The sequence below is a fragment of the Yersinia hibernica genome (genome assembly GCF_004124235.1).
GTDB classification, from domain to species: domain Bacteria; phylum Pseudomonadota; class Gammaproteobacteria; order Enterobacterales; family Enterobacteriaceae; genus Yersinia; species Yersinia hibernica.
Window position 1 is genome coordinate 4,133,704 of sequence record NZ_CP032487.1, and the last position, 14,767, is coordinate 4,148,470.

The window sequence follows — 14,767 nt, forward strand, 5'->3', positions numbered from 1 at the left end:
TTACTTATTTGATATCAGAAGTTATGCCTTAATTCCACCGCCCAGAACCAAAAGTTGTTACTGCTCTTGTTGTTATTCGTCCAGGTTTGCTCTGGGCGATAATAAGTATCAGTAAATATTGAAGTTTGCTTCGTCAGCGGATAGAGCACCTGCAAACCATAGCGACTACGATTTTTTTCTTTATACAAAATCTCATGATTATTCGAGTCACGGAAACTTTGTGTTCCTTTGACCAGTGCCAGACGTGTATAAGGCATCAATAGAAAACCGTTATCAAATTTATAACGATATATTCCCCAGAAGAAATGCTCTTTATTATAAAGCGTATTGACCAGTTGCTCATCAATGTACAAATAGTTTAACCACAGTGAATTCTTCTGATTAAAGGTGATGTTTGCACCAGCAAAATGCTCATTAATTTGGCTCCAGTCCCGTTTATATACGCCGTAATTCCCTTTGGCACGCGCATAGTCTAACTTACGGTCTATCAAACGAAATGAGAGGCTGGCATTAAAACTCAAGTTTTCTGAATATTTATAATAGGCTTGTGGACGGATCCAAATTTCATGCCGCTCTTCACCTTTACGAATATCCCCTTTATAAGCAGGATCCGCTAATGCCGGGTTGCTGATTGAGGGATAATGCCAGTTATCATTACGATAACCCAAACGCAATTTTGTATTACCGTTCTTACCATTGTAGGTAAAGGGAAAAGTTCTAGTTACCCCGGCCTGCCAACGTGTACGGTCGTATTCGGGATTATTATCTAAATATGTTTTCAAAAACTGAACATCATATAGCCATAATGAGTCATTCTGATAAATATAGGCCCCAACATAAGGTGATGTTGCCATACTACCTTTAATAAACTTCCAACTTTCGTCACTATCTATTTCTTGCTCTGCACCAATATAGGTGTCAAAATTCCATGCTTTCTGTCTTAGTTTATCTTGTGCCTCTTTTTTCTCCTGTTCTATTTGCTGAATTCTTTTATTCAATTTATGAATTTCTTGATCATAATCAGTTTCAAATTCATCGGCTAAAAGAGGCATACACATTGTTAGGGTACTGAGAATCACAAATCCTTTTAAGATATTCATTTTTACCTTCCAATATTTTTATAACGTCGTCAATCCGTAACCACGTGGATAGAGTATTTGGCTATCATCAGGCGTTCTAATATCCACAGGTAATTTCCCATGAGGTTCAGCCAGTACATCTAACTTACCTTTTGGCCCTTGAAATAGTGTTCTTAATCCGCTACGAATATTGGTTTCCAAGCTGTTGCGTACATTATTGGTAACATCAAAACCAGTGATACCATAGATGGCAATATTTGCTTTTACATCTGATAAGTAAGCAATATCATAAGGATTTCGACTTGACATCACGACTAAAGGAATATTGGCTTTATTAGCTTCATCTATAATCCGCTGTGCATTAATAGGATTTAGCTTAAGATTATAGGTAGCAAGAATAATAAAGTTTTGGTCTTCAATTTGTTTTGCAATATCTTCAGCGCTTACATTATCTTTATCCAGCTTTATGACTTGGTTTTTAACCAAAAAATTAACGTGAAATTCATTAGCAATATCATCAAGATGTTTGGTAATAAGCTCATTGCGGGGTTTCTCGTCGGAGAATACCATGATATTGTTTTGTGGCTTAATTTTATAAGGCAAAACATTATCATTTTTAATCAGCGTAATAGCCTGTTCAGAAATGAAATTCTCAATATCTTTATGCATTTTTGAAGCGACAACTTTCTCTGCTCTAGCAATATCACGAGGTTCTGGAGAAATACGTTTATTCAGTTTGGTATAAATGACCCGCTGTGCAGCATCCTCAATACGTTGTTTAAACACAGGATCTTTAGTAGCCTCTGTCTTTAAATAGCTATAAAGTACATTGAGTTGTTCGATGCTAGTGCTATTTTTTATTGCCATTGGCATTAATACAATATCACTACCCGCTGTAATAGCCTGCTTAATCGACCAATTACGATCAAAGTTACTGGTAATAGCCCCCATATCCATTGCATCGGTCAGGATCAGACCATTATATTTGAGTTCATTGCGTAAAATGTCGGTCAGAATAGGTTTTGATAATGTGGCTGGAGTGCCAATTTTCTCCCCATTAATGTTTGTCAGCATTGAATTGTCAAGGGCTGGCACGACGACATGGGCCGTCATAATTGCATCAGTAATAGGCATGACTTCTACAAAGGGTTTCAGCTCGACTTGTTGCCATGCCGCTTTATCAATATTAACTGTTGGTAGAGCAAAATGCGTATCCGAGGTGACATTACCGTGTCCTGGGAAATGTTTTAGTGAAGTGAGCACATTATACTTGTGAATACCGTCAATATAACTGCGCGCTAACTCCCCCACCAGCACCGGATCATTTGAATAAGATCGGACGCCAATAACAGGGTTATTCTGGTTATTATTAACATCAACTACCGGGCCAAAATTAAAGTTAAAACCCAAGCTAGATAATTCATAACCATGCACACTTCCCGCTTGCTGAGCTAATTTTGACGATCCAGTCGCGCCCAACGCCATATTCCCCGGCATTTCAGTTCCAACTCGTAGACGGGTGACATAGCCCCCCTCTTGGTCTGTACTAATAAACAGAGGGAAATTACTGCGAGCACGCTGCAGATTATTGATTAAATTGACCGTTTGAGCAGTATCAATCAGATTCTCTCGAAAAAGAATAATAGAGCCCAAATGATAATCATGAATCATTTTACTGACAGTATCATTTATTTCGACAAATGCTGTTTTATCGCTATTCTCATCTTGACTCCAGGAACGAATATCAACCATCAATATTTGCCCAAGTTTTTCTTCAAAACTCATTTTAGAAACGATTTTTTTAGCGGATGCTTGCGGTGATTGCCACATCTCTTTCAGTTGCGCGTCTGGAATAACATCTGCATAAGTACAGGTGCTAAATAAGAGAATCGCGGGTATTATTTTTTTCATTAACTCCTCCATTAGTTATGTTTGCCGGGCGATTTTACTTTTTAGCGCACATAATAAAGTGATAATTATCACAGTTGATTGATTCGTCTTTTTGTCCTAAAAGGAATAATAACATTTCTTTTCGTGAACTGCATTTCCACAAGCCCGTGGCATAAGGCAATAAGACAAGGAATAATTTTTTTAGCTCTGGAATACTGATTATATAATTATCTAATCACCATTAGAGTTTGTAGGTAATTTCCGATGCATGAGGAAAAGGGAAAAAACATAAGGCAAAGAGATAATGAAAATATATCACCCTCATTGCCTTAGGGGTTATAAACGATAAACTTATATATTAATCATCCAGATTGTTTATTGTCATGCTGGCATTCAGAATCAAAGGTTTAGCCATTTCCTTCCGCTGCTGCATCAGTGCCAGAAATATTAAGTCTGTTAGTGTATTTTGGGCTGTTCTGGAAGATATGGAGGAACTTCTCCACTCATTTTCATCCGAAATACTTTCAAGGACATAATCTGCAATTTTAGCCAATGGCGAGACTTTACTGCCGGTAATGGCAATAACGGTAGCCCCTTGGGCTTTAGCCACTGTTGCAGCGATTCTCATATCCTTTCTTCGGCCAGTGAAAGAAAGAACAATCTGTACATCTTTTGGTGTGAGGGTCAGTGCGGCGGCAATCTGCACATGAAGATCAGCTTCAACCAAAGTCATTATGCCTATTTTCTGTAATTTATAACTCAGATCTTTTGCTGTAAGCCCCGACCCCCAGATACCCACTATCTGTACGCGCTGAGCGGTATTAATGAGCGAAACGACTTGCTGGAAAACTGAAAAATTAATTTTCCGGGTGGTTTCCATAATCGATGCCGTCTTTTCGTGCGCCAGTTTTTGCGCCATTACCATCAATGAATCTTCTGACGAAATAGAATTATGCAGCGCTTTATGTGGATAGGATTTGAATAAGTTATTCCTGCTTAATTCTTCACTAATGGCGACTTTTAGTGCTGGAAAACCTTTCATTCCAATTTTCTGGCTAAATTTTACAATGGCGGATTGGCTGACTCCTGCATCTTCGGCAAACTGGGAGGAGGATATACTCAGTATAGATTCCGGATTATCAAGAATATATTTTGCTATTTTTTGCTGATTTTCAGCCAGTTCAGGTAGTAACCAGGTTATTTCATTCAGAATCGACATCAAAGGTTCCCCGTTAAATACAATAGATTATTCCAGTGCAAGCACCTTTTATGATTAAGGCGTAACTGCATAAATATAATGAAGATAATTTATTTATTTGTTCTGTTTTATCTGTACTTATTCCTCATTTCCCCAGTAATTAGAATAGATTTTACCGTGATAAACATCACGTTTAATAAATAAATAATTCCTTAACATCGCCGATAATTTAAATAAAAGGAAGTCCTCATGAAGATTAACCTAAGCTCAATGGTTACGGAAAGCCGAAACCCGGCCAGTGCTCAAATTGATACTCTTTCAGCATTAGAGATACTCAAGGTCATCAATAATGAGGATAAAAAAGTCCCTTTCGCGGTGGAAGAAAAGCTCCCCGAGATTGCCAGCGCCGTTGCTCTTATTGCAGAGGCTTTCGGGCAAGGCGGCAGATTAATTTACTGTGGCGCGGGGACGTCTGGTCGATTGGGGATTTTGGATGCTAGTGAGTGCCCACCAACTTACGGCACCCCACGAGAAATGGTCGTGGGGCTAATCGCTGGCGGGAATACCGCTATTTTACAGGCAGTTGAAAATGCAGAAGATAGCCGCGAAATGGGCGAGCAAGACCTGCGTAACCTCAATTTTAATGCCCGCGATGTATTAGTGGGTATTGCCGCCAGCGGCCGCACACCATATGTATTGGGGGCGATGGCCTATGCAAGTAGTGTTGGTGCGAGTGTAGTGGCCATTTCCTGCAATCAAAACAGTGAGATGAGTAGAGTGGCAGATATTGCCATTGAGCCGCTAGTCGGCCCGGAAGTTGTTACCGGTTCATCACGAATGAAAGCGGGAACCGCGCAGAAACTCATCCTGAATATGCTGACAACCGGGGCGATGATCCGCAGTGGGAAGGTGTATAGCAATCTGATGGTGGATGTTGAGGCAACAAACGCCAAGCTGGTGCAACGTCAGGTGGATATTGTTGTTCAGGCGACGGAGTGTTCCCCTGAGGAGGCGCAAGAGGCGCTCAATCAATGTAACCGACACTGCAAAACGGCCATTATGATGCTCCTAAGTGGTATGTCTGCTGAGGAAGCTAGCGCTATCCTTAACAAAAACAAGGGATTTATCCGCAAAGCGCTACAGGAGATTAAAGCATAACCATGGCGAAAATAACGGACAGCACGATAGACCAAATTTTGCTCTTCATTGGCGGTCGACACAATATCATCGTCTGCGGAAACTGCATGACGCGGCTTCGCCTCACCTTAAAAGACCGAGAACTCATCCAGCACGGAGACCTGAAAAAAATCCCTGGTGTTATGGGGGTAGTCAATGGTGATGACCAACTGCAAATCATTCTTGGGCCAGGCAAGGCCCAGACTGCCAGCGAGATGATGAACAAGGTATTGAGTTCTGAACCGCAGCAGGGGCATGAAACTGCTCAGGATGTTGATTTGCAAGCACTGGCGAGCCAGAAAAAACAGCAAATGAAAGCGAAACAACAAAGTGCTGTTCATAATTTTCTGACCAAATTCGCCACCATCTTTACCCCATTGATTCCCGGATTTATTGCCGCAGGGCTGCTGCTGGGGATAGCAACACTGCTCCAGCAAACACTGGCATTGGATGGCGTTGTTCAGTCGCCATGGTTAGCAGCACTGATTGCTTACATGAAAGTATTTAGCATCGGTTTGTTCACATTCCTGAGCATTCTGATTGGCTTTAATACACAAAAAGCCTTTGGCGGGACCGGGGTTAACGGCGCAATTATTGCGTCGCTCTTTATTTTACGCTACGTGCCCGAGGGGACTGTCGGCTACTACGGCGGCATGGAAAATTTCTTTGGCCTGGTCATTGACCCACGCGGCAATATCATCGGGGTGCTATTGGCCTGTATGTTGGGCGCTTGGATTGAGCGGCAAGTGCGCCGTTTTATCCCTGATAATCTGGATATGATTCTGACATCGGCGATAACCTTACTCATTACCGGTGCCATCACATTCGTTGTCATCATGCCGGTCGGTGGCGAGCTGTTTAAGGGCATGTCATGGCTGTTTATGCATTTGAATGGCAACCCATTTGGCACCGCTATTCTGGCAGGATTATTCCTCATTGCCGTGGTATTTGGTATTCACCAAGGATTTGTGCCGGTCTATTTCGCCTTGATGGATGCGCAAGGATTTAACTCACTATTTCCCATTCTGGCGATGGCGGGTGCGGGTCAGGTCGGGGCAGCGCTGGCGCTTTATGCCCGCTCGCCACAAGGTTCTGTGCTGCGCACGCAGATTAAAGGGGCCATATTCCCGGGGTTACTGGGGATTGGAGAGCCACTGATTTATGGCGTAACCTTACCGCGCCTGAAACCTTTTATTACCGCTTGTGTCGGCGGTGCAGTCGGCGGCTTCTTTATTGGTCTGGTCGCCTGGCTGGGGCTGCCAGTTGGGCTGAATACGGTGTTTGGCCCCTCCGGGTTGGTGTCGATTCCATTGATGACCTCAGCCCAAGGGATTTTCGCCGGGATGCTGGTGTATGTGGCAGGTTTGCTTATCTCATATATTGCCGGCTTTATCCTGACTTGGTTTTTCGGCCACAAAGATATCGATTTAAGTTAATTTGCCACTAACCATGTTGGCCCTGCCTGGCAGGGCCATTTATGACTAACGGCTTTTATATAAGTTATATCCTAACTGCTGAGCCACCGACGCCACCATTTTTTGCCCACGGACACTATTGCCAACCGGGTCAAGTGGCGGTGAAAAGGCCGCAATCCCCATGATACCCGGAACCACCGCCAATATTCCCCCGCCCACACCACTTTTCCCCGGCAACCCTACGGTATATGCCCAGTCGCCCGAACTACCATACAGCCCCTCCATGGTCATTTCAGCCAAAATAAACGGCGTATTGGTGGCGGTTAATACCCGTTTTTTAGTCACAGGATTTATGCCGCCTGCAGCAAACGTTGCCCCCATGGTTGCCAGTTCAATGGTATTGAGCAATGTTGAGCACTGACGGGTATAAACATCACAGGCCTCCATAGGATCGCAATACATGGTTTGAGCCGAATAAAGCAGCCATGCAATCGCCCGATTGTGAAAATTGGTCGTTTGTTCGGAATGATTAACCTCATCCGACAGTGCAATCGGCGCTCCTACTAACTGTTGTTGCATATCCAGAATACGCGCCCAGCGCTCCTCCCGGCTGCTAGCTTTAATCGCACTCACGGTCGACATCGCCCCTGCATTCACCAGCGGTGACAATGGCTTACCATTATGCAGTTCCAAGGCAATCACCGAGTTAAACGGCAAACCCGTCGGATCTGCACCGATTTTGTCTTGCACTGCTTGCGGGCCAATATCCTCTAATGCCAGAGCCAGAGAGCACACTTTCGAAATGGACTCCAAGGCAAAGCGAAAATCAGCATCACCTTGCGAAATAATATCGCCATCAACAGTGACAATGGCCACCGCGGCCAACTGGCTGGGAACACTGGCCAGATAGGGAATGTAGCTGGCATTCTCCCCTCCAGCGAGGGTGGAATATTGCGAATATGCATCCTTAACAACTTGATTCAGGCGAGCTAGGTCAATAGTCATAATACTGACTCCAACACTTAATATGATGAAGCAGGGGGCCGAAGCCGCCCTGCATGTAAGGGAGGATGTTAACTTTTCGGTGTACCCGCAGATGCGGCTTTATTTGCCGCCGCAGCGGTCACCTCACCGGTATGTATCGCCGAAGTGCTCGGGATCCCCGGATGACCATTTTCCGCTTGCCAAGTAAATGGGGCAAAATCACTATTAGCATCACGCCAGTGAGGTTTGCGGACGATATAAATCAAGAATGGCAATATGACGAAGAACAATGTGGCGGCAATCAAAATGCCAACATATTCTGTTGGGCTACCCACCGAAATTTGGCTGGGTGGAATAAAGCTGAATACGAAAGCCAAGATTGAGCCAATAAGCCCTGCGCCACCAATAATCCACATACCAATCGTCCCACCGGGAATATGATAAGGGCGTGGGCGATTCGGCTGGCTATAACGCAAATAAATCGCGGAGCCGAACATCAACATATACATGATAAGGTACAAGATAACGGTCAATTGACTCATTATTTGATATGCCGCCTGCACGGAAGGTAGCACCACAAATAATATCGCTAACAAGGAAACTAGCAGCGCCTGTAGCAATAAAATGTGGGTCGCCATGCCATTCTTATTGGTATGTTGCCACCAACGCGGTAAATAACCCGCCTTAGCCACAACCAACAGCCCAGAAGACGGGCCAGCAACCCAAGTCACGACACCGGCCAAGACCCCAATAGCCAAGGCAAAAGCGACAACTGGCCCCAGCCATTCCACATGCGCCCACTTAAACATATCGTCGTAGGCAACCAACAAACTTTGGGTCAGGCTAATATCAGATTGTGGAATAATAAAGGCAATCGCCAAAGTTCCTAGCACGAAAATAAGCACAGTCCCCACGGCTGATAACATGATGGCAATGGGGTAATTTCTATTAGGGTTATCCACGTCTTTAACATGGATGGCATTCATCTCCATCCCGGCGTAGAACAAGAAAATACTCGCTGCCAGCACCACATTATCAAAGTTAGTAAAATCAGGAATGGCCTGATCCCAGGCTAATTCTATTTGCGGTGCACCACCGCCAATAAGGTAAGAAAAACCCAACACAATCAAAATAACGGCTGGAATAATGGTACCGATAATACCGCCCCATTTTGAAACTTTGGCGAAAGTATCTACCCCTTTAAAGGCAATAAAGGTGGCTAGCCAATAAATAAATAACACTATTCCTAATACAAAGAATTTATTGGCAGACAGGGCCTCGTCCCATCGTTGTTCCGGGCCAATAAAGGCCAGTGAGACAGCAGCAAATGTCAGTGCGGTTGGAAACCACACTGTCACTTCAACCCACAGCATAAACATGGCGAGAAAAGCTAAACGGGGGCCAAAGGCTTCGCCAACCCAGCGAAATACCCCGCCTTTCTCAGGCCAACCGGTGGCCAGTTCTGCCGCCACCAATGATACTGGGATTAAGAAAAATACTGCGGCAAAAAGATAGTAGAAAATAGAACTCAGACCATATTCAGCTTCTGCGGGTAATCCCCTGAGGCTAACAACGGCCACGATATTCATAATTGCCAGTGTAGCGATACTCAGTTTTTTTACTGGAGCCGCAGGTTTACCGGTACCGGAGACATTATTCGACATAATTTATCTACCTTATTCACGGGCATGACGCCACCTTGAAGGTTAATAATCAGAATAAAAATCACTATCCAGTTTAGGTATGACTAAAACTATTCTGGCTCGCCTCGCCCCCAAGGGATGGATGCTCACTCAGGTATTTCAGTGAAGTTTTAAAATCATCGATTAATAACCCCGCGAAATCCATCTCGAATCCGCGACGGCACATGATGCGCATCACCACGACATCAGACATCTTTCCGCTTAGGGTAAATGCTGGAACTTGCCAACCACGCAGTCTCAGGCGCTCAGAAAGGTCATATAGGGTATACCCGACTTTAGCCCCTTCTTTGATACGGAAACAAATCGCAGGAATACCCTGCTGTGGGCCACCACTACAATAGAATTCATAGGGCCCCAATGGGGCAATCTCTTTAGCCAAAAATTCTGCCACCTGATAGCAGGCACTTTGTACTTTGGTATAACCCTCACGCCCTAAACGTATAAATTCATAGTATTGGGAAATAACTTGCCCTGCCGGACGCGAGAAGTTAATCGCAAAAGTGCCAACTTGGCCGCCAAGATAATCAACATTAAATATCAACTCTTCAGGTAAAGCCGCGGCATCACGCCAGATAACCCAACCACATCCCAAAGGTGCTAGCCCAAATTTATGCCCGGAAGTACTGATTGATTTCACCCGTGGTAAACGGAAATCCCACTCAATATCGGGCGCAACAAAGGGGGCCAAAAAGCCGCCACTCGCCGCATCAATATGCATATCAATATCAAGACCGGTATCTTTTTGCAGTTTATCCAATGCGTCATGCAAAGGTTTTGGTAACTCATAATTGCCGGTGTAAGTCACCCCAAAAGTGGGGACGACGCCAATGGTATTTTCATCACACGCTTCAATCATCCGCTGTGGATCCATAAATAGCTGCCCGGGAATCATCGGAATTTCACGAATTTCGACATCCCAATAACGAGCAAACTTATGCCAGCAAACTTGCACCGGGCCACAGACAAAATTTGGTTTATCAAAAGGTTTACCAGCGGCTTTCATTTTTTTGCGCCAGCGCCACTTCATGGCCATGCCACCTAGCATGCAAGCTTCTGAAGAACCAATAGTATTCGTGCCAACCCCTTGCCCATCCTTTTGTCGCGGAGCATTCCACAAGTCAGCCATCATATTGACACAGCGCATATCTATCGCCGCTGACTGCGGATATTCCTCGTTATCAATCCAGTTTTTATTTATCGAAAGATCCATCAGTTTGTGGACATTATCGTCATCCCACGTCTGACAGAATGTGGCGAGGTTTTGTCGCGCATTTCCATCAAGCAATAGCTCATCACTTATGATTTGAAAGGCGATATCCTCACGCATTTCCTCTTTAGGAAAATATTTGTTTTCTGAAATATTACGAATCGCTTGAGAACCAAAACGAGAGTCTAATAAAGTTGAGCGAGAGTCATCCAAAATTTTTTTAGTCATTTCCTTCCCCTATCCTAATTGAGATAAACGATCAATTAAAAGCAAGTAAAATCAAATAACTATAGAAATTGAGATTATTATTGAAGTTGCCCAGCAAAGAAAAATACCTCGCCAAAGCACTGTTATGATTTCACATGCTCATAAAAAGTTAGCACTGGAAAAAAATTGTGCCACTACAAATACCAATATGTTTGTTTTTAGGGGTAAATGTTTATTGTATTACTTGTTTCCTATTTTCTATTTATTTGGAAATTTATTAGCAATTAATTGCGTAATATATTTCTCATTTTCCGTAATTCAGATTGCATCAATTAAGTGATTTTCACCGCCAATACTTTAGCGCTTAATCACTTTTTCCCGATGGCAGTCACTGGCATCTAATATGGTGCCTTGCTGTGAGGATACCGTCAGTTTACTGATAGGTTGCCCGCTCTGATTATCAACTAAAATAGAATACTTTTCGCCCGCAGAAAATAGATGCTCTTCGCCCCATTGGCGCAAGCTGACTACGATTGGGAATAATTGGCGGCCTTTATCAGTCAGTACATATTCATGATAAGCACTGCCATCAGAGGCGGGAACAATCATCAGAATATTGTGCTCAACAAGTTCACGCAGCCGACCCGCCAAAATATTTTTCGCCAATCCGAGATTGCGACGAAATTCACCAAAGCGCCGAACCCCATCAAAAGCATCACGGATAATCATAAGCGACCAGCGGTCCCCCACGATGTCTAGCGCTCTAGCGACGGGGCATTCCTCTGCTTCTGCCCGATTTTCATTGGTTTTAGACATTTTCTTCCTCTAATAAACATCAAAAAAACTAGTTGCATATTAAAACCACCTCTGTTAAAAATCAATTAAGTGGTTTTAATTCGAAACCAGATAAAGCATTAGGCATTGTATGTCCATCGCAAAAGAATCCGCAAAAAACTGCACCTATCCATTGGCAAAAACAGCGCTTACGCCGCGCCTCACCTCAATCATGGTGCTGCTCTTTGCTATGGTCTGCGCCATGGCGGTTGCCAATGTCTATTTTGCCCAACCCTTGCTGGATATCATGGCGACAGACCTCAAGGCTCCCCCGTCGGCGGTGGGTCTGGTAGTGACTCTGACACAAGTGGGCTATGCCTTGGGGCTGATATTCATTGTGCCGTTGGGTGACCTTTGGGATCGGCGAAAATTAATTATTGGCCAGTTATTGTTGTCTGCTACAGCATTGATCTGCGCAAGCTTGGCCACCACTTTTTCACTGTTACTAATGAGTATGCTGATTATCGGCCTGATGGCTGTTGTGGTGCAGGTCATCGTGGCTTTTGCTGCCGCACTGGCCCCAGAGCAACAAAGAGGGGCAGTGGTGGGTAAGGTTACCAGCGGTATTGTTTTGGGGATCCTGCTGGCGCGTTTTATCTCTGGTGCAATGGCTGATTTTGCCGGCTGGCGCTCAGTTTATTTTTGCTCCGCCACCATGATGTTATTGATGGCGATTATGCTTTATTACGTCATGCCGCCCGCAGCTAGATCGGCTCCATCATCATATCGGCAGCTATTGCTGTCACTGTGTCAGCTATTTATCAGTGAGCACGAATTACGTATACGAGCGACGCTGGCATTACTGATATTTATGGCTTTTAGTGTGCTATGGACTGCAATAGTGTTGCCCCTCAGCCACCCCCCCTATGCTCTATCACACAGCCAAGTGGGCTTATTTGGGCTGGCTGGTATCGCGGGCGCATTAGCGGCGAGCCACGCCGGGCAGCGAGCAGACTGTGGCTTGGGGCTGAAAACAACACAAATCGCCCTGGCGCTGCTGCTGTTTTCCTGGATCCCGATAGCATTGTTGCCCCACTCTCTCTGGTGGCTGGTCATCGGCGTGGTGATATTGGATTTTGCGGTACAAGCCGTGCATGTCACGAATCAAAGCCTCATTTTAGCACTGCACCCAGCGGCTCCAAGCCGTTTAATCGCCGGCTATATGTTGTTCTATTCGATTGGCAGTGCCATTGGGGCTATCAGTACCACCTTAATCTATGCATATGCTGGATGGTCAGGTGTCTGCGCGCTAGGCGCGGTGATAAGTGCCGTGGCGATGCTGTTTTTACATCTGACGTACAAGAATCATTCCACAGTGTAATCAGTTGAATATCATAAATTTTATTTATGCATCTGCGGTTCGGCCTATACTGATAGTAGTTATTGATAACTGAGTTCAGATCATAGATGAGTAATCGTAATGCTGAATATAGATAGGAAATACTTAGTCAGTCTTAATGAGGAAACGTTAAAAAAACAAAGAATTATAATGCGGATTATGGCGGTGCTACTGCTGTTAGGCGGGATTTTTTGTCTGTTTAACCCATTAGCTTCTGGGGCGGCCCTAAGTATGATTATCGGCATTCTGCTGCTGCTTAGCGGGGTGGCGATGATAGTCGGAATGATAGCCAACCGCAGCCATAATCTATGGCCGATGGTGACCGGTATTTTACTCGGTGTGGCCTATCTCGTGATGGGTTATGTGTTCATTACCAATCCTGAAGTTGGAATGATAAGTCTGGCGATTGTATTGGCGGTTTTGTTTGCCTTTGGTGGGGTATTACGGCTGATAACCGGCTATAGAACATGGGGATTACCGAGTGCATGGCTGCAGATTTTACTGGGTGTATTGGATCTGATTATTACTTATTTGCTGGTCAGTGCCGGGCCATTAATGTCAATAACCATGGTCACTACCTTAGTCGGGATAGAGATGTTATTCAGCTCATTTGGCTGTTTTATGGTCGCGGGCTTATATAAACGCCAATCATAACTCTCCTCTCCGGGCGGTATCGCGAGCTGCGATGCCGCTGTGCTGGAAATATTTTCATATTCCCGAACGATGATTGATACTCACCTCGCGAACTGCCACAGTGATATCACGACAACAAATTTATTAATCCCCAACAAATACAGGCAGGTCGTGTGAAACTTACTGATTTATTAATTGCTCTACTGATTACCGCAATCTGGGGAGTCAATTTCTCTATTATCAAACTCGGTCTGATCACCGCCGACCCGTTTATTTTAGCCGGGCTGCGCTTTTCCCTATGCGCCTTGCCCGCAGTCTTTTTCATTAAGAAGCCAGATACCTCATGGGGTTATATAATCGGCTACGGCTTATTATTTGGTATCGGCCTATGGGGTATTGTCAATCTGGGTATCAAAGCTGGCGTATCCGCAGGGATTGCGTCTTTAGTCCTGCAATTTGGCGCCTTCTTCACGATGATCCTGGGCGCATTTTTATTCCATGAAAGTTTATCCAAATATCAATTTTTGGGCATTATCGTCGCGCTTTGCGGGTTAAGCAGTATTATTTTTATCAGTGACGGTTCCGTAACAATCATTGGCCTAGCATTAGTCTTATGCGGAGCGGTCGTCTGGGGACTGGTCAGCATAATTATTAAAAAATCCAATACTAAGCAAGTCTTCGCCTTTTTGGTATGGTCGAGTTTATTCTCCCCTATCCCACTATTCTTACTGAGTTATCTATTTAATGGGGCAAGTGGATTTACTGCATTAGTTGATAACTTTAATGCAACCACACTATTTTCTATTTTATTTCAGGTCTATCCAAATACATTATTTGCCTATTGGGTCTGGAATTCATTACTCACCAAATACCCAGTTTCCGTGGTCGCGCCATTATCCCTATTAGTGCCGATTTTCGGTATGTTAGGTTCAGTGATGATTTTCAATGAAAGCATTCCGACAGGGAAAATAGTCGCGATGGTATTAATTATTAGCGGGCTGGTTATTGGCCTATACGGTAAACAGCTTATCGGCCGACGACAGAGAAAAGCCTCTGTGACTCTCTAGTTTTTATCCGGCCAGCGGGGCGGCGCTGGCGGAAG

General features: G+C 44.4%; 12 protein-coding genes. 5 read left to right on the forward strand and 7 right to left on the reverse strand.

What is annotated here, in order from left to right:
• Positions 1–14: 14 nt before the first annotated feature.
• The 3 genes from D5F51_RS19405 to D5F51_RS19415 form a co-directional block, all read right to left on the reverse strand.
• A complete protein-coding gene (locus D5F51_RS19405; protein WP_129198577.1) occupies positions 15–1,100 on the reverse strand; it encodes a hypothetical protein in 1,086 nt (361 codons plus the stop codon).
• A gap of 18 nt (positions 1,101–1,118) precedes the next feature.
• A complete protein-coding gene (locus D5F51_RS19410) occupies positions 1,119–2,990 on the reverse strand; it encodes a glycoside hydrolase family 3 protein (protein WP_162301798.1) in 1,872 nt (623 codons plus the stop codon).
• 337 nt (positions 2,991–3,327) lie between these two features.
• A complete protein-coding gene (locus tag D5F51_RS19415; protein WP_025377031.1) occupies positions 3,328–4,188 on the reverse strand; it encodes an SIS domain-containing protein in 861 nt (286 codons plus the stop codon).
• Between the two features lie 228 nt (positions 4,189–4,416).
• On the opposite strand from D5F51_RS19415, the gene murQ reads away from it, so the two are divergent.
• Together murQ and murP are read left to right on the forward strand one after the other, a co-directional pair.
• The gene (gene murQ / locus D5F51_RS19420; RefSeq protein ID WP_025377032.1) at positions 4,417–5,325 is read left to right on the forward strand and encodes an N-acetylmuramic acid 6-phosphate etherase; all 909 of its coding nucleotides are present in this window, start codon (positions 4,417–4,419) and stop codon (positions 5,323–5,325) included.
• A gap of 2 nt (positions 5,326–5,327) precedes the next feature.
• Complete coding sequence (murP, locus tag D5F51_RS19425; RefSeq protein WP_129198581.1) at positions 5,328–6,779, forward strand: PTS N-acetylmuramic acid transporter subunit IIBC; 1,452 nt, start codon at positions 5,328–5,330, stop codon at positions 6,777–6,779.
• A 45-nt stretch (positions 6,780–6,824) separates the two neighbouring features.
• Here murP and glsA read toward each other — a convergent pair whose 3' ends face one another.
• The 4 genes from glsA to D5F51_RS19445 all read right to left on the reverse strand — a co-directional run bounded on the left by glsA (position 6,825) and on the right by D5F51_RS19445 (position 11,675).
• Positions 6,825–7,763, reverse strand: coding sequence for a glutaminase A (glsA, locus tag D5F51_RS19430; protein WP_129198582.1), 939 nt, complete (start codon positions 7,761–7,763; stop codon positions 6,825–6,827).
• Positions 7,764–7,831: 68 nt separating this feature from the next.
• Positions 7,832–9,406, reverse strand: coding sequence for a glutamine/gamma-aminobutyrate antiporter GadC (gadC, locus tag D5F51_RS19435; protein WP_129198584.1), 1,575 nt, complete (start codon positions 9,404–9,406; stop codon positions 7,832–7,834).
• Positions 9,407–9,479: 73 nt separating this feature from the next.
• On the reverse strand, positions 9,480–10,880 hold the full coding sequence (gad, locus tag D5F51_RS19440; RefSeq protein WP_129198585.1) for a glutamate decarboxylase: 1,401 nt from the start codon (positions 10,878–10,880) through the stop codon (positions 9,480–9,482).
• Between the two features lie 336 nt (positions 10,881–11,216).
• The gene (locus D5F51_RS19445) at positions 11,217–11,675 is read right to left on the reverse strand and encodes a winged helix-turn-helix transcriptional regulator (protein ID WP_129198587.1); all 459 of its coding nucleotides are present in this window, start codon (positions 11,673–11,675) and stop codon (positions 11,217–11,219) included.
• Between the two features lie 109 nt (positions 11,676–11,784).
• Here D5F51_RS19445 and D5F51_RS19450 point away from each other — a divergent pair, with 109 nt between their 5' ends.
• From D5F51_RS19450 to D5F51_RS19460, 3 genes are all read left to right on the forward strand, one after another.
• Positions 11,785–13,014 (forward strand): MFS transporter, encoded by a 1,230-nt coding sequence (locus D5F51_RS19450; RefSeq protein WP_129198589.1) that lies wholly within the window; start codon positions 11,785–11,787, stop codon positions 13,012–13,014.
• Positions 13,015–13,113: 99 nt separating this feature from the next.
• Complete coding sequence (locus tag D5F51_RS19455) at positions 13,114–13,686, forward strand: HdeD family acid-resistance protein (protein WP_129198591.1); 573 nt, start codon at positions 13,114–13,116, stop codon at positions 13,684–13,686.
• A gap of 152 nt (positions 13,687–13,838) precedes the next feature.
• A complete protein-coding gene (locus tag D5F51_RS19460; protein WP_025377040.1) occupies positions 13,839–14,732 on the forward strand; it encodes an EamA family transporter in 894 nt (297 codons plus the stop codon).
• Positions 14,733–14,767: the final 35 nt, after the last annotated feature.

Excerpts from the sequence above, each read along its gene's own strand:
- D5F51_RS19405 (WP_129198577.1), bottom strand. The coding sequence starts at position 1,100 with ATGAATATCTTAAAAGGATTTGTGATTCTCAGTACCCTAACAATGTGT.
- D5F51_RS19410 (WP_162301798.1), bottom strand. The coding sequence starts at position 2,990 with ATGAAAAAAATAATACCCGCGATTCTCTTATTTAGCACCTGTACTTAT.
- D5F51_RS19415 (WP_025377031.1), bottom strand. The coding sequence starts at position 4,188 with ATGTCGATTCTGAATGAAATAACCTGGTTACTACCTGAACTGGCTGAA.
- murQ (WP_025377032.1), top strand. The coding sequence starts at position 4,417 with ATGAAGATTAACCTAAGCTCAATGGTTACGGAAAGCCGAAACCCGGCC.
- murP (WP_129198581.1), top strand. The coding sequence starts at position 5,328 with ATGGCGAAAATAACGGACAGCACGATAGACCAAATTTTGCTCTTCATT.
- glsA (WP_129198582.1), bottom strand. The coding sequence starts at position 7,763 with ATGACTATTGACCTAGCTCGCCTGAATCAAGTTGTTAAGGATGCATAT.
- gadC (WP_129198584.1), bottom strand. The coding sequence starts at position 9,406 with ATGTCGAATAATGTCTCCGGTACCGGTAAACCTGCGGCTCCAGTAAAA.
- gad (WP_129198585.1), bottom strand. The coding sequence starts at position 10,880 with ATGACTAAAAAAATTTTGGATGACTCTCGCTCAACTTTATTAGACTCT.
- D5F51_RS19445 (WP_129198587.1), bottom strand. The coding sequence starts at position 11,675 with ATGTCTAAAACCAATGAAAATCGGGCAGAAGCAGAGGAATGCCCCGTC.
- D5F51_RS19450 (WP_129198589.1), top strand. The coding sequence starts at position 11,785 with ATGTCCATCGCAAAAGAATCCGCAAAAAACTGCACCTATCCATTGGCA.
- D5F51_RS19455 (WP_129198591.1), top strand. The coding sequence starts at position 13,114 with ATGCTGAATATAGATAGGAAATACTTAGTCAGTCTTAATGAGGAAACG.